This is a genomic window from Kitasatospora sp. CB01950 (assembly GCF_001905465.1).
GTDB lineage: Bacteria > Actinomycetota > Actinomycetes > Streptomycetales > Streptomycetaceae > Kitasatospora.
This window is the reverse complement of record NZ_LISX01000007.1, coordinates 378646-398948: the sequence shown is the minus strand read 5'-3', so window position 1 is coordinate 398948 and position 20303 is coordinate 378646. Positions and strand designations below refer to the sequence as shown.

Below are 20303 nucleotides of genomic sequence, written 5' to 3'. Positions count from 1 at the left end.
CCTCCCGATCCGCGTGGGTTCGCTCGGAGGGTACTGGAGGGGATTAGACTCGGGGGCGCGAACCCGGAAGCCGTGGTCCGAGCCCTGGTGGTGGCTCGGGCCTCACGTGTTTCAGCCCCCCCTTCAGTCCCGGAGGCCCCGCCTTGAGCGACCAGCCGTACGCGCACCTGCACGTCCACACCGAGTACTCGATGCTGGACGGCGCCGCCCGGCTGAAGCAACTGTTCAAGGAAGTCGAGCGGCTGGGCCAGACCCACGTCGCGATGACCGACCACGGCAACATGTACGGCGCGGCCGAGTTCCACAAGCAGGCCACCGCCGCCGGCATCACGCCCGTGATCGGCATCGAGGCGTACGTCGCGCCGGAGGCCCGCTCCAACACCAAGCGCATCCTGTGGGGCCAGCCGCACCAGAAGAAGGACGACGTCTCGGCGTCCGGCGCGTACACCCACAAGACCATCTGGGCCCGCAACAGGGAGGGCCTGCACAACCTCTTCAAGCTGACCTCCCGCTCGTACGCGGAGGGCTGGCTGGTGAAGTGGCCCCGGATGGACAAGGAGATCATCGCCGAGCACGCGGCCGGTCTGATGGCCACCACCGGCTGCCCGTCCGGCGAGGTGCAGACCCGGCTGCGGCTCGGCCAGTTCGACGAGGCGGTCAGGTCCGCCGCCGACTACCAGGACATCTTCGGCAAGGAGAACTACTTCCTGGAGCTGATGGACCACGGCCTCGACATCGAGAAGCGGGTCCGCGACGGCCTGATCGAGATCAGCAAGAAGCTGAACATCCCGCCGGTCGTCACCAACGACTCGCACTACACCACCGAGTCCGACGCCGGCGCGCACGACCTGCTGCTCTGCGTCCAGACCGGCAAGAACCTCTCCGACCCGGACCGCTTCCGGTTCGACGGCACCGGCTACTACATCAAGTCGGCCGCCGAGATGTACGGCCTGGACAGCTCCGACATCTGGCAGGAGGGCTGCCGCAACAGCCAGCTGCTGGTCGCCTCCCGGGTCGACACCGAGGGCATGTTCACCTTCAAGAACCTGATGCCCCGGTTCCCGATCCCGGAGGGCTTCGAGACCGAGGCGGACTTCTTCAAGTCCAAGGTCTGGGAGGGCATGGACTGGCGCTTCCCGGAGGGCTACGACGAGGAGCACAAGAAGCTCGCCGAGTACGAGATGGACACCATCATCCAGATGGGGTTCCCGGCGTACTTCCTCGTGGTCGCCGACTTCATCATGTGGGCCAAGAGCCAGGGCATCGCGGTCGGCCCCGGCCGAGGCTCCGCGGCCGGCTCGCTGGTCGCCTACGCCATGGGCATCACCGACCTCGACCCCATCCCGCACGGCCTGATCTTCGAGCGCTTCCTCAACCCCGAGCGCATCTCGATGCCCGACGTCGACATCGACTTCGACGAGCGCCGGCGCGGCGACGTGATCCGCTACGTGACGGAGAAGTGGGGCTCCGACAAGGTCGCCATGATCGTCACGTACGGCACCATCAAGGCCAAGGCCGCCATCAAGGACTCCTCGCGCGTCCTCGGCTACCCGTACGCGATGGGCGACCGGATCACCAAGGCGATGCCGCCGGACGTCATGGGCAAGGGCATCCCGCTCTCCGGCATCACCGACAACTCGCACCCCCGCTACGGCGAGGCCGGCGAGATCCGCGGCCTGTACGAGAGCGACCCGGACGTCCGGAAGGTCATCGACACCGCGCGCGGCATCGAGGGCCTGATCCGCCAGCCCGGCGTCCACGCGGCCGGCGTCATCATGTCCGCGGAGCCGCTGACCGACCACATCCCGGTCTGGACCCGGCACACCGACGGGGTCACGATCACGCAGTTCGACTATCCGACCTGTGAGGGCCTCGGCCTTCTCAAGATGGACTTCCTCGGCCTGCGCAACCTGACGATCATGGACGACGCCGTCAAGGCGATCGAGAAGAACAAGGGCATCAAGATCGAGCTGCTCGAGCTGCCGCTCGACGACAAGCCCACCTACGAGCTGCTGGCCCGTGGTGACACGCTGGGCGTGTTCCAGCTCGACGGCGGCCCGATGCGTTCGCTGCTGCGGCTGATGAAGCCCGACAACTTCGAAGACATTTCGGCTGTTCTGGCGCTGTACCGGCCGGGCCCGATGGGCGTCAACTCGCACACCAACTACGCGCTGCGCAAGAACGGCCAGCAGGACATCACCCCGATCCACCCGGAGCTGGAGAAGCCCCTGGAGGAGATCCTCAAGCCGACCTACGGCCTGATCGTCTACCAGGAGCAGGTGCAGAAGGCCGCGCAGATCCTGGCCGGCTACTCGCTCGGCCAGGCCGACCTGCTGCGCCGCGCGATGGGCAAGAAGAAGAAGGAGATCCTGGAGGCCGAGTTCGTGCCCTTCCAGCGGGGCTGCCGCGAACACGGCTACTCGGACGCCGCGATCCAGGCGGTGTGGGACGTCCTCGTCCCGTTCTCCGGCTACGCCTTCAACAAAGCGCACACCGCCGGCTACGGACTGGTCTCCTACTGGACGGCCTACCTCAAGGCCAACTACCCGGCCGAGTACATGTCCGGCCTGCTCACCTCGGTCAAGGACGACAAGGACAAGTCTGCGGTCTACCTCAACGAGTGCCGCAAGATGGGCATCCAGGTGCTCCCGCCGGACGTCAACGAGTCCGACGCCGACTTCACCCCGCACGGCAGCGACACCGTCCGGTTCGGCCTGACCGCGATCCGCAACGTCGGCGGGCCGGTGGTGGAGTCGATGATCCGCACCCGGAAGGCCAAGGGGAAGTACGCCTCCTTCCCGGACTTCCTGGACAAGGTCGAGGCGGTGGTCTGCAACAAGCGCACCGTCGAATCGCTGATCAAGGCCGGCTCCTTCGACTCGCTCGGGCACACCCGCAAGGGCCTGACCGCCCAGTTCGAGCCGATGATCGACAACGTGGTCTCGATCAAGCGCAAGGAGGCCGAGGGCCAGTTCGACCTGTTCGGCGGCGACAGCGTCTCGGACGAGCCGAGCTTCGGCCTGGACGTGGTGTTCTCCGAGGACGAGTGGGAGAAGTCGTTCCTGCTCACCCAGGAGCGCGAGATGCTCGGCCTGTACGTCTCCTCGCACCCGCTGCACGGCATCGAGCACGTCCTCGCCGACAAGGCCGACTGCGCGGTCGCCGACCTCGCCGAACGCCCCGACGGCACCATCGTCACCATCGGCGGCATCATCTCCGGCCTCCAGCGGAAGATGACCAAGCAGGGCAACGCCTGGGCGATCGCCACCGTCGAGGACCTGGCCGGCTCCATCGACTGCATGTTCTTCCCCGCCAGCTACCAGCTGGTCTCCTCGCAACTCGTCGAGGACGCCGTGGTGTTCGTCCGCGGCAAGCTCGACAAGCGGGAGGACGTGCCGCGGCTGATGGGCATGGAGCTCACGGTGCCCGACCTGTCCAACGTCGGCGCCCAGCTGCCGATCGTGATCACCGTGCCGGAGAACAAGCTCACCCCGCCGATCGTCGGCCGGCTCGGCGAGGTGCTCACCCACCACAAGGGTTCCACCGAGGTCCACGTCCACCTGCGCGGGCGGACCAGGACCGTGGTGCTGCGCCTCGACCGGCACCGGGTGAAGTCCGACCCGGCGCTGTTCGGCGACCTGAAGCAGCTGCTCGGGCCCAGCTGCCTGGCCGGCTGACACGGGCATGCGAAGAGCCCCCGCGGAGTCGGAACTCCACGGGGGCTCTTCGCCGTTGACGCCGGATCAGCTCTCCTTGACCACCACGGTCTTGCCGGCCTTGTCGTGGAAGGTCTGCTGCAGCGGCTTGTCCCACAGCTGCGAGAGGCCGTTGACCAGGAACAGCAGGTTGCCGAGGAACGGGATGATGAGCGGGCCGCCCAGGACCCCGGCCCGGGTCCACAGCTCGTTGTCGGTGGGCCGGGCGCCGGTGGCGACGCTGACCACCCGGATCTTCATGACCTTCTTGCCGAGGGTCTGGCAGTGCTGGGTGGTCATCATGACGCCGTCGTAGACGACGTACGCGGCGGCCAGCAGCGCGAAGTACCCGAAGCTGAGGATGCCGAAGGTCACGGAGGACACGACTCCGACGACGACACCGACGATCAGACCGTCGATGAAGCGCGCCACGAAGCGGTCCACCGGCGTGGCCAGGGTGCGGGTGCCCGGGGGCAGCGGGGTACCGGGGGCGGGGGTCGGGGCCAGCCAGAGCGGCCACTGGCCCTGCGGGGCGCCGTAGTTCGCCTGCTGGCCGTAGCCCGGCTGGCCGCCGTACCCGGGCTGCTCGCCGTAGCCCGGCGGCGGCGGGGGCGGCGGCGGGGCGCCGTAGCCGCCGGCCGGCGGCTGCTGCTGACCGTACGGGTTCTGGCCGTACGGGTCCTGCGGCCCGTAGCCAGGAGGAGTATTGCTGCTCATGCGTCCGACTCCAGGTCAACTGTTGGGAGGTGCTGAAGCCCGTTTTACCCGCTTGAGGGCAAGCTGTGTATGACGATCCGACAATCGTTACTCAGTGCCAGCCGTAACGATGCCTCAACGAGTCGACCACCAGCTGGAAACGGGCCAGGTCCAGCGCGCAGGCCTCGCGCCGCATCCCGCCGTCGTGCACCCGGAACACCCGGTCCAGGGCCACCCAGGAGTCCCGGCCGCTGCGGTCCCACGGGCCGGCGCCGAGCGGCACCCAGTCCGGGTCGTGGTCGTGGCCCTTGCTGGACAGCATCACCGTCAGCAGCGTCCCCGCCCGCTCCCGGGCCACCACCAGCACCGGGCGGTCCTTGCCGCGGCCGTCGTTCTCCTCGAACGGCACCCACGTCCAGACGATCTCGCCCGGGTCCGGGTCGCCGTCGTGGTCCGGCGCGTACGCGGTGCGCACCGACCCGATCCGCTCGGCGGCCACCTCCACCGTCGCCCCGCCGCCGAACTGCCCGGGCTGCTCCACCTGCTCGTTCACCTCATGCATGGCGAAAGGCTATCGAGGGGTTCAAGCCCCGGTGCCCGGTTCCGGCAGGTGGGCCCGGTAGAGGCGTTGCAGCAGCCGGTTCAGCCGGGCCCGGTCGGCGGCGGGCAGGGCGGCCAGGAAGCGGTCCTGCTCGGCGGCGGCCGCGGCGGCCAGGCCGTCGACCAGCGTCCGCCCCCCGGCGGTCAGGGCGACCACCCGGCGGCGGCCGTCGGTGTCGTGCGGACGGCGTTCCAGGAGGCGGCGGTCGGTCAGGCCGTCCAGCACCGCCACCAGGTTGCGGGCGTCCACCGCCACCAGCTCGGCCAGTCGGCCCTGGCCGACCGGGCCGTGCTGCCCGAGCGCGACCAGGACGCCGTACTGGGCCTGGGTCAGCCGGTGTTCGCCGAGGAAGGCCGTCCAGGAGCGGGCGGTGAGCGAGCCGAGCCGGGCCAGCAGGAAGCCGGTGCCGCGCTCGAAGCCCGGGCGGTCGTCGTTCATGCGGCCCAGCCTAGACGACCGGCAATCGACATGATCCATGTCTTTTGGTAGACATGTCGCATGTCGATCGAGCTGAGGTACCGCCAGGTGCCGATTGGTGAACTCTCCCTGCACGTCGTGGAATCCGGCGACCCCGAAGGGCGGCCCTTCCTGCTGCTGCACGGCTGGCCCGAGTCCTCCCGCACCTGGCGGGGCGTGATGGCCGCGGCCGGCGACGACGCCCGCCTGCTGGCCGTCGACCTGCCCGGCATCGGCCGCTCCACCGGCGGCGTCGGCGGCTCCAAGCGGCGGATCGCCGCCGCCGTGCACGCCCTGATCGGCCGACTCGGCCTCACCGGCACCACGCTGGTCGGCCACGACGCCGGCGGCATGGCCGCCTACGCCTACCTGCGGACCTTCGACGCCGTCGACCGGGTGGTGGTGATGAACACCGTGCTGCCGGGCGTCGCGCCCTGGGAGCAGGTGCTGCGCAACCCGTACATCTGGCACTTCGGCCTGCACGCCGTCCCCGACCTGCCCGAGACGCTGGTCGACGGCCGGCAGGAGGCCTACTTCGGGCACTTCTACCGGGCGCTGTCCGCCGACCCCGACCGGATCGCCGCCGAATCGCGCGCCGAACAGGCCGCCGCCTACCGCGAACCCGCCCAACTCACCGCCGGGTTCGACCTCTACCGGGCCTTCGGGCAGGACGCCCGCGACAACGCCGAATCCGCCGCCGCCGGGCCCGTCGACACCCCGCTGCTCTACCTGCGCGGCACCCGTGAGCCCGTCGACCTGGACGCCTACGCCGCCGGACTGCGGGCGGCCGGGGTGCGGGCACTCGACGCCGGGCTGGTGGACGGCGGCGGGCACTTCATGCAGGAGGAGCGGCCCGCCGAAGTCTGGCGGCTGATCCGGGAGTTCGCGGACTGACCGGACGTCAGGCGGCGCGCAGCTCGGGCGGGACGGCCGCGTGCAGGGCCGCCGCGAAGGCGGCCACCGCCGGGTGGGCGGCGGCGCCGGCGCGGAAGGCGGTGCGGGTGCGGCGGTAGATCGGCAGGCGGGTGAGGGCGACGTTCGGCGGGCAGTGGCCGGTGCCCAGGTGCGGGACCAGCGCGACGCCCTGGCCGGCCGCCACCAGGGCCAACTGGGAGCCGAAGTCGTCCACCCGGTGCCGCACCCGGGGGGTGAAACCGGCGGCCTGGCAGGCGCGTCGGGTCAGCTCGTGGCAGAGCGTGCCGACGGGGGCGGTGATCCACGGGCTGCCCCGGTGGTCGGCGAGCGTGCCGGGGGCGCGGGCCGCCAGGTACAGCGGCTCGGCGAAGACCGGGCCGGTCAGCGCGATGCCCTCCTCCGGCTCGCCCGGGACCAGGTCGTACTCGTGCACCAGGGCGAGGTCGAGTTCGCCCGCGCGCAGCGCCGCGGCCACCGCGGCCGGGTCCACCTCGCTCACCATGGCCTCCAACTCGGGGTGGCGGGAGGCCAGTTCGGCCAGTGCGGCGGGGACGAGGGCGCGCACCGCGGACGGGTAGGCGCCGATCCGCAGCGGGCCGGCCAGGCCGCTGCGGGCGTGCGCCAGTTCGGCGTCCGCCCGTTCCAGCAGCTCCAGCACCGCCTCGGTGTGCCGGACCAGGTTCCGCCCGGCCGGGGTCAGCGCCACCCGCCGACCGGTCCGCTCCAGCAGCGGCACGCCCGCCTCCCGCTCCAGCACCGACAGCTGCTGGGACACCGCCGAAGGACTGAACGCCAGGGCGTCCGCCACCGCCGCGATCGTCCCCAGGTGGGCCAGTTCGCGCAGCAGCCGCAGTCGTCGCACATCGAGCATCGGCCCAGCTTACGAGAAGCATCGGAAATGTGAACTGGACCCGCACGGTCGCCGCCCGGCAGGCTTCCCTTCATGGAACTCCACGGCATTCACGTCCCGCTGGTCACTCCCTTCACCGCCGACGGCGACCTCGCCCTCGACGCCCTGGAGCAGCTGGCCCGCGACAGCCTGGACGCCGGCGCCGCCGGACTGGTCGCCCTCGGCACCACCGGCGAACCCGGTTCCCTCACGGACGCCGAACAGGCCGCGGTGGTCGAGCTCTGCCGCCGCGTCACCGCCGACTACGGCGCGGTGCTGACGGTCGGCGCCGGACACGGCGGCACCGCGCGGACCGCCGAGGCGCTGGGCAGGCTGGCCGGACGGACCGACGCCGCGCTGGTCGCCGTCCCGGCGTTCGTCCGGCCCGGCGAGGACGGGGTGCTCGCGCACTTCCGGGCGCTGGCCGCCACCAGCCCGGTGCCGCTGGTGATCTACCACATCCCGTACCGCACCGGGCAGCCGCTGGGCGCCGCCGCCCTGCTGGAACTGCTGGCGCTGCCGCAGGTCGCGGGCATCAAGTACGCGCCCGGCGGGATCGACGAGCAGGCCGTCGCGCTGCTGGCCGCCGGCCCGCGCGGCGTGCTGGCCGGCGACGACCTGTTCCTGTCCCCGCTGCTCGCGCTCGGCGCCGACGGCGGCATCCTGGCCTCCGCGCACCTGGAGACCGCCCGCTTCGTCGCCCTGCACCGGGCCTGGGCGGACGGCGACGTGCCGCGGGCCCGCGCGCTCGGCGCGGAGCTCGTCGAGGTGTCCCGGGCCGCGTTCGCCGGGCCGAACCCGACCGCGCTCAAGGCCTTGCTGCACCGCGCCGGCCGCATCCCGACCCCGGCGGTGCGGCTGCCGCTGCTCGCGCACGGCTGACCGTTCCGCGAAGAATTTCCGGCCCGGACCGGGCCGGACCGGAGGGATTGCCGAGCTGGACGGCAGGCGTTCACGCCTTGGGACGCCTCCGCGAAAACCCCCTCTGACAAGGCATGATGGCTGGAACACGTAGGAGGAGGAGACGGATGAGGATCGGCATCGTAGGGGCCACCGGCCAGGTCGGCGGCGTGGTCCGCGAGATCCTGGCGGAGCGCGACGTCCAGGTCGAGGAGCTGCGGCTGTTCGCCTCGGCGCGCTCGGCGGGACGCACCCTGCCCTGGAAGGACACCGAAGTCACCGTCGAGGACGCCGCCACGGCCGACTACCGCGGCCTCGACATCGTGATCTTCTCCGCCGGCGGGTCCACCTCCAAGGCCCTCGCCCCGAAGGCCGCCGAGGCCGGAGCCGTCGTCATCGACAACTCCTCCGCCTGGCGCCGCGACCCCGAGGTCCCGCTGGTCGTCGCCGAGGTCAACCCCGCCGCGATCGCCGAGCGCCCCAAGGGCATCATCGCCAACCCGAACTGCACCACCATGGCCGCGATGCCGGTGCTGCGGCCGCTGCACGACGAGTCCGAGCTGGTCTCGCTGGTGGTCTCCACCTACCAGGCGGTCTCCGGCTCCGGCCTGGCCGGCGTCTCCGAGCTGCACGAGCAGGCCCGCAAGGTCGTCGACGGCGCCACCGCGCTGGTGCACGACGGCGCGGCCGTCGAGTACCCCGCGCCGGGCGTCTACAAGCGGCCCATCGCGTTCAACGTGCTGCCGTTCGCGGGCGCGCTGGTCGACGACGGCAGCAACGAGACCGACGAGGAGCAGAAGCTCCGCCACGAGAGCCGCAAGATCCTCGGCATCCCCGGGCTGAAGGTCTCCGGCACCTGCGTGCGCGTCCCGGTCTTCACCGGCCACTCGCTCCAGGTCAACGCCCGCTTCGCCCGCCCGCTCAGCCCCGAGCGCGCCACCGAGCTGCTGGCGGACGCCCCCGGCGTCGTCCTCACCGACATCCCGACCCCGCTCCAGGCCGCCGGCCAGGACCCGAGCTACGTCGGCCGGATCCGGGCGGACGAGACCGTCGAGCACGGCCTGTCGCTGTTCCTGTCCAACGACAACCTGCGCAAGGGCGCCGCCCTCAACGCGGTGCAGATCGCCGAACTGGTCGCCGCCGAACTGCGCGGCTGATCCGTTCCGGGTCAGGGGCGTCGGGGATCCTCCCCGGCGCCCCTGTTCACTGCCCGGGCCCGACCGTGACCGGGAGCTCCGCGGAGGTCGCCGAGCCGGTCCACTTGTCGCCCGGCGCGTACCACTGGTACGTTCCCGAGCCGCTCGCCGCGACCTGGAGGGAGAACCGGCCCTCGTGGTCGGTGTTGACGGCCGTCAGGGTGGACCAGGTGTTCGAGCCGTCGGCGCGGAACTGCAGGTAGACGGTGGTGCCCTGCTGCGGGATGTAGCCGTGCTCGTCCCACATGGCGCGCTGCAGGCGGCCGTTGAGCCGGATCTTCTCGCCGTCGGACGCCGTCGCCGGGCCGGACGCCTCGTCGAGCAGCGCCGTGCGCTTCAGCGAGAAGCCGCCCGCGGACTTCGAGATGTAGCGGTCGCCGTCGTTGGCCTGGATCCGCAGGTCCACGAACCAGCTGCCGGCCTGGTCGTCGAACAGCACCCGGGAGGTCGCCTCGACCGTCGCCTCGCCGGTGCAGCGGCTCACCGTGCCGGTGGCGTCGACCGGCACGCAGCTCATCGGGCCGACCTTGAGGGTCGCGTAGTTCGGTCCCCACAGGCCGATCGGGTCGACCGTGCGGATGCCGGAGCGGTCCGTCGCCGTCACCTCCACCGGGAAGGTCCTGGTCTCGCTCGGCCCCAGCTCCACCGTCCGACCGCCGTTGACCACCACCGACACCAGCCCGGTGTCGCCCTCGGAGGTCTCCGGCACGGTCGCGGGCACCAGAACGAGAGCGACGGCACCGATCGCCGCCACTCCGCACAAGGCCACTGCACTTTTCCGCACGGTGTCCCAGTATCCAGGGTCGCGGGTAAAGGCTTGGGCACGGTTCGGGGAGCGGACGACGGGTACAGGTGTGCGCAACGGTGGCCGGAGCGCCGCGCGGCGTCCCCACCGCCGCGCCTCCGGGGCCGAGGAAGAGGTGCCGAAATGGACCGCTGCGTCGTCCTGGTCGACGCCGGCTACCTGCTGGGTGCCGCCGCCAGCCTGCTCGCCGGAGAACCGGGCCGGTCGCGGATCGCCGTCGACCACCCGGTGCTGATCGGCGCGCTGCGCGACCGCGCCGTGGAGGAGACCGGGCTGCCACTGCTGCGGATCTACTGGTTCGACGCCGCCATCGACCGCAGACCCGCGCCCGAACACCGCCGGCTCAGGGTGCTGCCCCGGGTCACCGTCCGGCTCGGCGCGCTCACCCGCGCCGAGGGCCGCTGGGTGCAGAAGGGCGTCGACGCCGCGATGCACGCCGAACTCAGCGAACTCGCGCGCAACCACGCCTGCGCCGACGTGGTGCTGGTCACCGGCGACGGCGACCTGCTGCCCGGCGTCGCCTCCGCCAAGGAGCACGGCGTGGCCGTCCACCTGTGGGCGCTGGAGGCCGCCGACGGCGACTTCAACCAGTCCGAGGAACTCGTCGGCGAGGCAGACGAACGCCGGGTCCTCGACCGCGCCTGGATCGAACGCTGGGCCCGCCCGCGGGAGACCAACCCCGACCACGCCGCCCCCGTCGCGCCCGTCGCCGTGCTGCCCGCCCCGCCCCGGCCGCGCGCCGCCGCCGAACCCGCCGCCGAACCCGCCGCCGCGACCGCCGGGCGGGCCGCCGCCCCGTTACGGATCATCCCCACCCCCAAGGACCTGGCCGGACGCGCCCCCCTCCCCGTCCCCACGCCGCCGGCCACCGGCCTCGGCGGGCCGGTGCTGCGCTGGTCCTCCGACCGCGGCTGGCTGGAACGCACCGACACCAGCCCCGTCGACGCGCTGCCCACCCTCGACCGCCTCACCACCGCCGCCCAGCGCTGGGCCGACCGCGAGGAGGACATCACCAGCGTCGGCGGCGACCCGCAGGAGGTCGGCCAGGTCTTCGCCCGCCGCTGGCTCGACCGGCTCGCCCCCGCCGACCGCCCCGCCCTGCTGTGGACCGACCACCCGCGCATCCCGCACCGCCTCGACGGCGAACTGCTGCGCTACGCCGCCCGGTTCGGCCTGCTCGCCCACAAGGAGGACCAGATCGACGAGCAGGACAGGTACGCCATCCGGGAGGGCTTCTGGAAGGAGCTCGCCGCCCGGATCCCCGACACCCGCCGCCCGGCGGAGGTGCTGGAGGACAGCTGATCGCGTGACCCGCGTGCCCGGAAGGCCCGGCACGGCGCGTAGAGTCTTCCGTCGTGAGCAAGGCACCTCAGGACTGCTGCACCATCAGCGGCCTGGTCAAGACCTACCGGGCGGGCGGCACCGAGGTCCGGGCCAACGACGGCATCGATCTCGCCGTCCGGCGCGGCGAGATCTTCGGGCTGCTCGGGCCCAACGGCGCCGGCAAGTCCACCCTGGTCCGCCAGCTCACCGGCCTGCTCCGACCCGACGCCGGCACCATCGACCTGCTCGGGCACGACATCGTCCGCCACCCCGAACGGGCCGCCCGGCTGCTCGGCTACCTCGGCCAGGAATCCACCGCCCTCGACGAGCTCACCGTCGCCCTCGCCGCCGAGACCACCGGCCGCCTGCGCGGACTCACCCGCGCCGCCGCCCGCGCCGAGACCGCCGACGTGATCACCGAACTCGGCCTCGAACCGCTCGCCCACCGGCCGCTCGCCAAACTCTCCGGCGGCCAACGCCGCCTCGCCTGCTTCGCCGCCACCCTGGTCGGCGAACGCCCGCTGCTGGTGCTGGACGAACCCACCACCGGCATGGACCCGGTCGCCCGCCGCGCCGTGTGGAGCGCCGTCGACCGCCGCCGTGCCGAACGCGGCACCACCGTGCTGCTGGTCACCCACAACGTCATCGAGGCCGAGACCGTCCTCGACCGGGTCGCCGTGGTCGACGGCGGCAAGGTCATCGCCTGCGACACCCCCGGCGGCCTCAAGGCACTCGTCGACGGCCACGTCCGGCTCGACCTGGTCTGGCGGCACGACGCCCCCACCGGCGTCCCCGCCGTCGCCGCGCTCGCCGAACGCGCCGAACGCACCGGACGCCGCTGGACCCTGCGCACCACCCCCGACGAGGCCCGGGAACTGGTCGCCGCCGTCACCACCGGCCCCGCCTTCGCCGCACTCGACGACTTCACCCTCGCCACCCCCACCCTGGAGGACGCCTACCTCCGACTCGGCGGCCGGCACGGAGGACTCGCCCGATGACCCTGCTCGACGCCCCCGCCGCCACCGCGACCGGGACGGCCGCCCCGCTGGCCCCCGCCGCCCGGCTGCTGCCCGCGCTGGCCGCCGTCTACCGCGCCCAGCTGGCCCGGGCCAAGGTCTCCCGGATCCCGCTGCTGTTCGTCGCGACCTTCCAGTCCATCGGCATCCTGGTGATGATGCGCGGCGTCGTCGACCCCGGCGACAACCCCTCCGCGCACGCCGTGGTGGCCGGCTCCGCCGTCCTGGTCGTCGCCTTCGTGGCGCTCAACCTGCTCGCCCAGTACTTCGGCCGGCTCCGCCACACCGGCGGCCTCGACCACTACGCGACGCTGCCCGTCCCGCCCGCGTCCGTGGTGCTCGGCACCGCCGCCGCGTACGCCTCCTTCACCGTGCCCGGGGTGTTCGTCACCGCCGCCGCCGGCAGTTGGATGTTCGGGCTGCCGATGGGACGGCTGTGGATTTTGCTCGCCGTGGTCCCGCTGGCCGGCGCGGCGCTCGCCGGACTCGGCGCGACCCTCGGGCTGCTCGCCCCGCGCCAGGAACTCGCCACCCTCGCCGGGCAGTTGGGCATGTCCGCGGCGCTGCTGCTGGGCGTCCTGCCGGCCTCCCGGCTGCCTGTCCCGGTGCAGTGGCTGCGCGACCTGCTGCCCTCCAGTTACGGCGTCGACGCCTTCGCCCTCACCTTCGCCCCGCACCCCGACTGGGCCCGCGTCCTGCTCGACCTCGGCGTCTGCGGCGCGGTCGGCCTCGCCTCGCTGACGCTCGCCACCTGGGCGTACCGGCGCGCCGCGCACTGAGACTCCTTCCGTCGAACGGACCGCGACAGGAGATCGACAGCGGCGGGGGCGGCCATGAAACGATGGGGGCGTGACCGTACCGAACACACCTGCGGGTGACACGCCGCCGCCCGGGGCGGACCCGTTCGCCCCGCCCCACCCGCCGCAGCCGCCCGCCGCCGTCGAGCGGCCGCCGGTCGGCCCCGAGCTGCGGATCGGAGCGGTCATCACCGTCGCCGGAGCGGTCCTCGGCGTCGTGCTCGGCCTGCTCTGGCTCTGGCTCTCGCCGCGGATCGGGTTCGAGGTCCAGGACAACCGGATCCTCTACCGCGACCCCGAGGGCGAAGCCCAGATTGCCGCCGTCGGCGTCTTCTCCCTGCTCGGCCTCGCGCTCGGCATCGCCACGGCCCTCGGCGCCTTCCTCTGGACCCGCACCCGCGGCGGCGGCATCGCCGTCGCCGTCGGCCTCACCGCGGGCGGCCTCCTCGGCTCGGTCCTCGGCTGGCAGCTCGGCACCCGCCTCGGCCCCACCACCGACCTCCGCGCGCACGCGCTGGCCGTCGGCAACGGGGGTTCGTTCGACGGGCCGCTGGAGCTCACCGCGCACGGCGCGCTGCTGGTGTGGCCGATGACGGCGACCATCGTGCTGCTCGCCCTCTCGGCGACGTTCGGCAAGCGGGAGCCGGACCGGCCGCCGTACTGGGCGATGCCTCCGCAGTAGGGACGCGAAGCGCAGCACCACATCCGTGAGGTCGCGATCACGTGCAGGTCATTGTCCTGCGTCGCGATCTTGCGGTTGAGTGCGTTCCCCTTCGCGCAGTTCTCCCGCGGGCCGGGAGGTACCCCCACGCGCCCCTGAATGCTCATCGCCTGCCAATGTCCCAAGTGACTGCGTTCGTCAGCCGGACCAGGTCCGCCGGGGCGAGTTCGATTTCCATGCCGCGTTTGCCGGCGGAGACGTAGACCGTGGGGTGGGTCAGGGCGGTGGTGTCGATGACGGTGCGGAGCTTCTTGCGTTGGCCGAGGGGGGAGATGCCGCCGAGGACGTAGCCGGTGGAGCGTTCGGCGGCGGTGGGGTCGGCCATGGTGGCGCGTTTGGCGCCGAGCGCGGTGGCGAGGGCCTTGAGGTCGAGTTGGCCGGAGACGGGGACGACGGCGACGGCGAGGGCGCCGTCGGTCTCGGCGAGCAGGGTCTTGAAGACGCGGGCCGGCGGGACGGCGAGGACTTCGGCGGCCTCCGCGCCGTAGGAGCTCGCGGCGGGGTCGTGGGCGTACTCGTGGACGGTGAACGGGACGGCGGCCGCGTCGAGGGCGACGGTGGCGGGGGTGCCGCCGGCGGTCTTCTTCCTGGGCATGGGCGGGGGAGTCCTCAGTTCGGGCTGAACGCCTGACGGGTGAGCTCGATGGCGGGCAGGGACGGGAGCTTGGCGATCACCGCGCTCTCCCGGCGGAGCAGTTCGAGCTCGCGGGTGAGGCGCTGCGCGGTGTCGGGGCAGGCGAGGAGTTCCTGCTTGACGGCCACCGGCAGGGTGGTGGCGGCGGCGACCAGGTAGGAGAGCACCTGCGGGTCGTCGGGGAGTTCGGGTTCGCCGTTGAGGGTGGCCTCGCGGGCGCCGGCCAGGCGCTTCTGGTAGGTGCGGAAGGCGCGTTCGACGCCGGAGGCGAGTGCGCCGGAGCCCTCGCCGGGCTGTTCGGGCAGCACGGAGACGTCGCCGACCAGGTAGGGGCCGGTGGCGTCGACGGCGCGCAGGCGGAACCGGGTGGTGCCGGTGACGAGGAGTTCGTAGCGGCCCTCGGGCTGGTCCCGGACGGAGGCGACGTCGGCGACGCAGCCGACCGGGTGGAGGGCGTCCAGCGGGTCCTCGCCGGGGGCCCCGATGCCGTCCAACGGGCCTGCGGGGGCGTCGAGTTCGCGGACCGGAGCGACCTCGCGGCCGTCCCGGAGGGCGATCACGCCGAAGCGGCGCGGCTCGTCCTCGGGCAGCTTCTGCAGGTCGGCGACCAGCCGGCGGTAGCGCTCCTCGAAGACGTGCAGGGGCAACACCAGCCCGGGGTACAGGACGGTGTTGAGCGGGAAGAGCGGGAGCCGATCAGTCACGGCGGACAGCGTAGTTCCCGTGGGGCCGCCGCCGCTCCGGACTTACGGCTAGCCGCGCTGGAGGAGCCGGGTGACGCCGGCGACGGCGGTGGTGGCGAGGACCCAGCCGGTGAGGACCAGGGCGGTGGCGACCCACTGGCCGGGGCGGTCGGGGTTCCAGCCGGCCTGGCCGAGGTCGATCAGTGGGAGGACCTTGCCGGCGGCGTACAGGGCGGCGTTCCACTCCACCCGTTCGTCGGGTTTGATCGGCGCGGGCGGGTGCTCCTGGAAGTAGATCGTGCCGAGCGCCCAGGCGAGGACCAGCCAGGTGGCGGCGCGGCCGGGGCGGTAGCCGTAGCCGACAGCGGCGTCCTGGAGGTGGCCCCAGAGCCGGCCGGGCAGCGGCAGGGTGCTGCGGCGGCGGCGCTGTTTGGCGAGCAGGACGGTGCGGGCGTCCTCGTCGGCGCCGTCGCGGCGCAGGGCGGCGGCGAGCTGCTCGTAGGCCTCGGGGCGGAACTCGGCGCCGGACTCCAGCCAGGCGACGCGGCGTTCCAGCGGGAAGGGCTCGGCGGGGCGGAGCGATTCGTAACTGAAGCCGGTGAGCGAGATGTGCCGGTCGGTGGGCCAGGCGTCGGGGGAGTCGACCAGGTTGCCGATCCGGGCGCGGTTGAGGCTGACGGTGCCGGTGGGCGGGGTTCTGCAGGTGAAGCGGAGCTCGGGGGTCTGGATCCGGTTGAGGGAGAGTTCCTGGTCGGGGCCGAGGTGGAATTCGGCGGCGGTGATCAGGCAGGCGTTGTCGAAGCGGGCGTCGGAGAGCCGGACCCGGCCCCAGGAGCGGAACGGGGTGTGGGTGACGTCCTCGTAGGCGGCGGTGGTGGCGGGTTCGCCGTAGCCGGAGCCGTAGACGGTGCGGGACCCCGTCCAGTCGGCGTCGGCGGAGCCGGACAGGTACAGGGTGTGGCCGACGGTGATCCGCGGGGCGTTGAGCGCGTTGGGGTTGACGGGCGAGGCCCGCAGGGTGGCGCCGCGCAGCGAGAGGCGGCCGCCGATCCGGGCCGAGCGCAGGCCCACCTCGCCGAGCACGTCGAGCCGTTCGGCCTCGCAGTCCTGGTTGACGCCGATCCCGTCGGCGGACAGCGAGCGCCCGAAGCTGTCGGGGCCGATGGCGGACTGGTTGAGCAGCAGGTCGGTGCCGATCCGGGCGTCGGTGAGCCGGACGCCGGCGGGTATGCCGCAGCGGGCCAGGTGCAGGTCGCCCTCGGTGGCGATCCGGGACGCCTCCAGCCGGGGGAGTGCGCAGGAGACCAGCCGCAGCGTGGCGGCGGAGGCCTCGGAGAGCAGCAGCTTGTGGTCGAAGCGGCACAGCCGCAGCTCGACGTAGCCGTCGATCCGGCCGCCGGCCAGGTCGAGCCGGCCGGTGATCCGGGCGCCGGTGAGCTTGAGCGCGGTGACCTTGCCGGGTGCGGCCCCGGGGCCGTGCAGCAGCAGCCGGGCGATCACCTCGGCGCGGACGGTGCGCTCCGGCCCCCAGGAAGTGGAGTCGAACGGGTCGTCGGGGCCGAGGCTCTCCTCGTCCGGGCGGACGGCCTGCCCGGCGGGGGCGGGCCGGACCAGGTCGGTGCGGAGGTCGGAGCGGTCGGCCCGCAGGTCGTACACGTCGCCGTGGCGGAACGCCTCCCACAGCCCGCGCTCGATGTCGGTCCAGTCGTCCGGCGCCTGCTCCACCGCATCCCCCGATGATCTTGTCGACGTCTCATCCTTCGTATCACGGACTGAAATACCCGGATGCCGTTTTTCGTCACTCCTTACACTTGGCCGTGTGATCTCTCGAATCGACCTCCGCGGCTCCGATCAGGACCCCCGCGACGTGCTGCCCCGTGCCGAGTTCGACGTGGAGGCCGCCCTTGAGAAGGTGCGGCCGATCGCGGAGGACGTACGCCATCGTGGCGTGGCCGCGTTGATAGAGATCACCGAGCGTTTCGACGGGGTGCGGCTGACGTCCACCCGCGTCCCGGCCGAGCAGATCGCCGAGGCCCTGGAGCAGCTCGACCCGAAGGTGCGCGCCGCGCTCGAGGAGTCGATCCGCCGGGCCCGCGCCGTCCACAGCGACCAGCGGCGCACCGGCCGCACCACCCAGGTGGTGCCCGGCGGCACCGTCACCCAGCGGTGGGTGCCGGTCGACCGGGTCGGCCTGTACGTGCCGGGCGGCCTGGCGGTCTACCCGTCGTCCGTGGTGATGAACGTGGTGCCCGCGCAGGAGGCCGGGGTGCGCGGCATCGCCGTCACCTCGCCGCCGCAGAAGGCCTTCGGCGGCCGGGTGCACCCGGCCATCCTGGCCGCGTGCGCGCTGCTCGGCGTGGACGAGGTGTACGCGGTGGGCGGCGCCCAGGCGGTGGCGATGTTCGCCCTCGGCACCGAGGAGTGCGCGCCCGTCAACCTGGTCACCGGCCCCGGCAACATCTACGTCGCGGCCGCCAAGCGGCTGTTCGCCGGCCGGATCGGCATCGACTCGGAGGCCGGCCCGACCGAGATCATGGTGCTCGCGGACGACACGGCGGACGCCGCCGAGGTCGCCGCGGACCTGATCAGCCAGGCCGAGCACGGCCCGACCTCCGGATCGGTGCTGGTCACCACCTCGGCCGAGCTGGCCGACGCGGTCGAGGCCGAGCTGAAGACCCAGGTCGCCCGCACCCGGCACTCCGAGCGGGTGGCCGAGGCGCTCGGCGGCCCGCAGTCCGGGATCATCCTGGTCGACGACCTCGACCAGGGCCTGGCCGTCGTCAACGCGTACGCCGCCGAGCACCTGGAGATCCAGACCGCCGACCCGCACGCCGTCTCCGAGCGGGTGCGCAACGCCGGCGCGATCTTCCTCGGCCGCTTCACCCCGGTCTCGCTGGGCGACTACGCGGCCGGCTCCAACCACGTGCTGCCCACCGGCGGCTGCGCCTGCCACTCCTCGGGCCTGTCCGTGCAGACCTTCCTGCGCGGCGTCCAGGTCGTCGAATACGACCGGCAGGCGCTGGCAGACATCGCCGCGCACGTGGTCAACCTCTCCGAGGCCGAGGACCTGCCCGGTCACGGAGACGCTGTGAAGGCCCGATTCGACTGGAGCGTGCCCAGCTCGTGACGAAGATCGACGACCTGCCCGTCCGGGACGAGCTGCGCGGCCAGTCCCCTTACGGCGCACCGCAGTTGGACGTGCCCGTCCAGCTGAACACCAACGAGAACCCGTACCCGCTGCCCGAGCCGCTGGTGGCCCGGATCGCCGAGCGGGTCGCCGACGCCGCCCGGCAGCTCAACCGCTACCCGGACCGGGACGCGGTGGAGCTGCGGGCCGGCCTGGCCGCCTACCTGACCGACACCACCGGCCACACCGTGACCAAGGACCAGGTGTGGGCCGCCAACGGCTCCAACGAGGTGCTCCAGCAGCTGCTGCAGACCTTCGGCGGGCCCGGCCGCACCGCGATCGGCTTCGAGCCCTCGTACTCGATGCACGCGCTGATCGCCCGCGGCACCGGCACCGGCTGGATCTCCGGCCCGCGCAACGAGGACTTCACCGTCGACCTGGACGCGGCCCGCGAGGCGATCGCCGAGCTGCGCCCGCACGTGGTGTTCATCTGCTCGCCGAACAACCCGACCGGCACCGCCGTCGAGGCCGACACCGTGCTCGCGCTGTACGAGGCCGCGCAGGCCGCCCGGCCCAGCCTGGTGGTGGTGGACGAGGCGTACGTCGAGTTCTCGCACCGCGACTCGCTGCTGCCGCTGCTGGAGGGCCGCCCCAACCTGGTGGTCTCGCGCACCATGTCGAAGGCGTTCGGCGCGGCCGGCCTCCGGCTCGGCTACCTGGCCGCGGACCCGGCGGTGGTGGACGCGGTGCAGCTGGTCCGGCTGCCCTACCACCTGTCGGCCGTCACCCAGGCCACGGCGCTGGCCTGCCTGGAGCACACCGACACGCTGCTCGGCTACGTCGAGCAGCTGAAGTCCGAGCGCGACCGGCTGGTGGTCGCGCTGCGCGAGCTGGGCCTCGACGTGACCGACTCGGACGCCAACTTCATCCAGTTCGGCCGCTTCGCCGACACCCACGCGGTGTGGCAGTCGATCCTCGACCGGGGCGTGCTGGTCCGCGACAACGGCGTGCCCGGGTGGCTGCGCGTCACCGCCGGCACCCCCGCCGAGAACGACGCCTTCCTGGCCGCCGTGTCCGCTGCAATCAAGGAGCTGTAACCCCGCAATGTCCCGTATCGGCCGCGTCGAACGCACCACCAAGGAGACCTCCGTCCTGGTCGAGATCGACCTCGACGGAACCGGCAGGACGGACGTCTCCACGGGCGTCGGGTTCTACGACCACATGCTCGACCAGCTCGGCCGCCACGGCCTCTTCGACCTCACCGTGAAGACCGACGGCGACCTGCACATCGACACCCACCACACCATCGAGGACACCGCCCTCGCCCTCGGCGCCGCCTTCAAGCAGGCGCTCGGCGACAAGGTCGGCATCTACCGGTTCGGCAACTGCACCGTCCCGCTGGACGAGTCGCTGGCGCAGGTCACGGTCGATCTGTCGGGCCGCCCGTACCTGGTGCACAGCGAGCCCGAGGGCATCGCCCCGATGATCGGCTCGTACGACACCACGATGACCCGGCACATCCTGGAGTCCTTCGTCGCGCAGGCCCAGATCGCGCTGCACGTGCACGTGCCGTACGGCCGCAACGCACACCACATCGTGGAGTGCCAGTTCAAGGCACTGGCCCGGGCGCTGCGCTACGCCTCCGAGCGCGACCCGCGCGCCGAGGGCATCCTCCCGTCCACGAAGGGCGCCCTCTGATGGCGACGGTTCTGATCTTCCTCGGCATCTTCTTCGCCACCGGCGTCTACTCGTTCTGGAAGCAGGACAAGCCGAAGAGCGTGATCCTCGTCCTCGCCTTCGCCTCGGCCATGTGCCTGGCCGCCGGCATCCTGCGCTTCTAGGAGCTCCG

General features: G+C 72.5%; 20 protein-coding genes. 12 read left to right on the top strand and 8 right to left on the bottom strand.

Going from position 1 to position 20303, the window contains the following annotated elements; genetic code table 11:
- The first annotated feature begins 143 nt into the window (after nt 1–143).
- Nucleotides 144–3677, top strand: a complete 3534-nt coding sequence (gene dnaE / locus AMK19_RS20405) for a DNA polymerase III subunit alpha (protein WP_073813736.1) — start codon at nt 144–146, stop codon at nt 3675–3677.
- 66 nt (nt 3678–3743) lie between these two features.
- On the opposite strand, the gene AMK19_RS20400 is transcribed toward dnaE, so the two are convergent.
- The 3 genes from AMK19_RS20400 to AMK19_RS20390 all read right to left on the bottom strand — a co-directional run bounded on the left by AMK19_RS20400 (nt 3744) and on the right by AMK19_RS20390 (nt 5430).
- Entirely contained in the window at nt 3744–4412 is a 669-nt protein-coding gene (locus AMK19_RS20400; protein WP_073813732.1) for an RDD family protein, read from the bottom strand.
- 91 nt (nt 4413–4503) lie between these two features.
- Nucleotides 4504–4953, bottom strand: coding sequence for a type II toxin-antitoxin system PemK/MazF family toxin (locus AMK19_RS20395; RefSeq protein WP_073813729.1), 450 nt, complete (start codon nt 4951–4953; stop codon nt 4504–4506).
- A 21-nt stretch (nt 4954–4974) separates the two neighbouring features.
- A complete protein-coding gene (locus AMK19_RS20390; RefSeq protein WP_073813725.1) occupies nt 4975–5430 on the bottom strand; it encodes a MarR family winged helix-turn-helix transcriptional regulator in 456 nt (151 codons plus the stop codon).
- 60 nt (nt 5431–5490) lie between these two features.
- Between AMK19_RS20390 and AMK19_RS20385 the strand changes: the two genes are divergently transcribed.
- Entirely contained in the window at nt 5491–6342 is an 852-nt protein-coding gene (locus tag AMK19_RS20385) for an alpha/beta fold hydrolase (RefSeq protein WP_073813722.1), read from the top strand.
- Nucleotides 6343–6349: 7 nt separating this feature from the next.
- Here the strand turns inward: AMK19_RS20385 and AMK19_RS20380 are convergent, their stop codons facing one another.
- Nucleotides 6350–7234 (bottom strand): LysR substrate-binding domain-containing protein, encoded by an 885-nt coding sequence (locus AMK19_RS20380; protein ID WP_073813718.1) that lies wholly within the window; start codon nt 7232–7234, stop codon nt 6350–6352.
- 72 nt (nt 7235–7306) lie between these two features.
- On the opposite strand from AMK19_RS20380, the gene AMK19_RS20375 reads away from it, so the two are divergent.
- Nucleotides 7307–8134, top strand: a complete 828-nt coding sequence (locus AMK19_RS20375) for a dihydrodipicolinate synthase family protein (protein ID WP_073813714.1) — start codon at nt 7307–7309, stop codon at nt 8132–8134.
- Nucleotides 8135–8280: 146 nt separating this feature from the next.
- Nucleotides 8281–9309 (top strand): aspartate-semialdehyde dehydrogenase, encoded by a 1029-nt coding sequence (locus AMK19_RS20370; protein ID WP_073813710.1) that lies wholly within the window; start codon nt 8281–8283, stop codon nt 9307–9309.
- A gap of 46 nt (nt 9310–9355) precedes the next feature.
- On the opposite strand, the gene AMK19_RS20365 is transcribed toward AMK19_RS20370, so the two are convergent.
- Nucleotides 9356–10069 carry a hypothetical protein gene (locus AMK19_RS20365; protein WP_143200307.1) on the bottom strand — a complete coding sequence of 238 codons (714 nt, stop codon included), beginning with the start codon at nt 10067–10069 and terminating at the stop codon, nt 9356–9358.
- A 207-nt stretch (nt 10070–10276) separates the two neighbouring features.
- Here AMK19_RS20365 and AMK19_RS20360 point away from each other — a divergent pair, with 207 nt between their 5' ends.
- From AMK19_RS20360 to AMK19_RS20345, 4 genes are all read left to right on the top strand, one after another.
- Nucleotides 10277–11455: an NYN domain-containing protein gene (locus AMK19_RS20360; RefSeq protein WP_073813702.1), complete on the top strand. Its 1179-nt coding sequence runs from the start codon at nt 10277–10279 to the stop codon at nt 11453–11455.
- Nucleotides 11456–11508: 53 nt separating this feature from the next.
- Nucleotides 11509–12474 (top strand): ABC transporter ATP-binding protein, encoded by a 966-nt coding sequence (locus AMK19_RS20355; protein WP_143200306.1) that lies wholly within the window; start codon nt 11509–11511, stop codon nt 12472–12474.
- Entirely contained in the window at nt 12471–13271 is an 801-nt protein-coding gene (locus tag AMK19_RS20350) for an ABC transporter permease (RefSeq protein WP_073813698.1), read from the top strand. The genes AMK19_RS20355 and AMK19_RS20350 overlap by 4 nt, the downstream gene beginning before the upstream one ends.
- A 70-nt stretch (nt 13272–13341) precedes the next feature.
- Nucleotides 13342–13971: a hypothetical protein gene (locus AMK19_RS20345; RefSeq protein ID WP_073813693.1), complete on the top strand. Its 630-nt coding sequence runs from the start codon at nt 13342–13344 to the stop codon at nt 13969–13971.
- 142 nt (nt 13972–14113) lie between these two features.
- On the opposite strand, the gene ybaK is transcribed toward AMK19_RS20345, so the two are convergent.
- From ybaK to AMK19_RS20330, 3 genes are read right to left on the bottom strand one after another with little or no spacing between them, the layout of a single operon-like run.
- Entirely contained in the window at nt 14114–14605 is a 492-nt protein-coding gene (gene ybaK / locus AMK19_RS20340) for a Cys-tRNA(Pro) deacylase (RefSeq protein ID WP_073813691.1), read from the bottom strand.
- Between the two features lie 14 nt (nt 14606–14619).
- Complete coding sequence (locus tag AMK19_RS20335) at nt 14620–15348, bottom strand: LON peptidase substrate-binding domain-containing protein (RefSeq protein ID WP_073813689.1); 729 nt, start codon at nt 15346–15348, stop codon at nt 14620–14622.
- A 48-nt stretch (nt 15349–15396) separates the two neighbouring features.
- Nucleotides 15397–17052: an oxidoreductase gene (locus tag AMK19_RS20330; protein ID WP_073813687.1), complete on the bottom strand. Its 1656-nt coding sequence runs from the start codon at nt 17050–17052 to the stop codon at nt 15397–15399.
- Nucleotides 17053–17146: 94 nt separating this feature from the next.
- Between AMK19_RS20330 and hisD the strand changes: the two genes are divergently transcribed.
- Genes hisD through AMK19_RS36590 form a run of 4 tightly spaced genes read left to right on the top strand, consistent with a single transcriptional unit; the run spans nt 17147 to nt 20295 of the window.
- Entirely contained in the window at nt 17147–18454 is a 1308-nt protein-coding gene (hisD, locus tag AMK19_RS20325) for a histidinol dehydrogenase (RefSeq protein WP_073813685.1), read from the top strand.
- Complete coding sequence (locus tag AMK19_RS20320; RefSeq protein ID WP_073813683.1) at nt 18451–19551, top strand: histidinol-phosphate transaminase; 1101 nt, start codon at nt 18451–18453, stop codon at nt 19549–19551. Before hisD ends, AMK19_RS20320 begins: the two co-directional genes overlap by 4 nt.
- Before the next feature lie 7 nt (nt 19552–19558).
- Nucleotides 19559–20152: an imidazoleglycerol-phosphate dehydratase HisB gene (gene hisB / locus AMK19_RS20315; protein WP_073813681.1), complete on the top strand. Its 594-nt coding sequence runs from the start codon at nt 19559–19561 to the stop codon at nt 20150–20152.
- Entirely contained in the window at nt 20152–20295 is a 144-nt protein-coding gene (locus tag AMK19_RS36590; protein WP_198953380.1) for a hypothetical protein, read from the top strand. Before hisB ends, AMK19_RS36590 begins: the two co-directional genes overlap by 1 nt.
- Nucleotides 20296–20303 lie beyond the last annotated feature (8 nt).

Bases quoted from the DNA above. Each gene is read 5' to 3' on its own strand.
- AMK19_RS20400 (WP_073813732.1), bottom strand. From the start codon at position 4,412: ATGAGCAGCAATACTCCTCCTGGCTACGGGCCGCAGGACCCGTACGGC.
- AMK19_RS20395 (WP_073813729.1), bottom strand. From the start codon at position 4,953: ATGCATGAGGTGAACGAGCAGGTGGAGCAGCCCGGGCAGTTCGGCGGC.
- AMK19_RS20390 (WP_073813725.1), bottom strand. From the start codon at position 5,430: ATGAACGACGACCGCCCGGGCTTCGAGCGCGGCACCGGCTTCCTGCTG.
- AMK19_RS20385 (WP_073813722.1), top strand. From the start codon at position 5,491: ATGTCGATCGAGCTGAGGTACCGCCAGGTGCCGATTGGTGAACTCTCC.
- AMK19_RS20380 (WP_073813718.1), bottom strand. From the start codon at position 7,234: ATGCTCGATGTGCGACGACTGCGGCTGCTGCGCGAACTGGCCCACCTG.
- AMK19_RS20375 (WP_073813714.1), top strand. From the start codon at position 7,307: ATGGAACTCCACGGCATTCACGTCCCGCTGGTCACTCCCTTCACCGCC.
- AMK19_RS20370 (WP_073813710.1), top strand. From the start codon at position 8,281: ATGAGGATCGGCATCGTAGGGGCCACCGGCCAGGTCGGCGGCGTGGTC.
- AMK19_RS20360 (WP_073813702.1), top strand. From the start codon at position 10,277: ATGGACCGCTGCGTCGTCCTGGTCGACGCCGGCTACCTGCTGGGTGCC.
- AMK19_RS20350 (WP_073813698.1), top strand. From the start codon at position 12,471: ATGACCCTGCTCGACGCCCCCGCCGCCACCGCGACCGGGACGGCCGCC.
- ybaK (WP_073813691.1), bottom strand. From the start codon at position 14,605: ATGCCCAGGAAGAAGACCGCCGGCGGCACCCCCGCCACCGTCGCCCTC.
- hisB (WP_073813681.1), top strand. From the start codon at position 19,559: ATGTCCCGTATCGGCCGCGTCGAACGCACCACCAAGGAGACCTCCGTC.
- AMK19_RS36590 (WP_198953380.1), top strand. From the start codon at position 20,152: ATGGCGACGGTTCTGATCTTCCTCGGCATCTTCTTCGCCACCGGCGTC.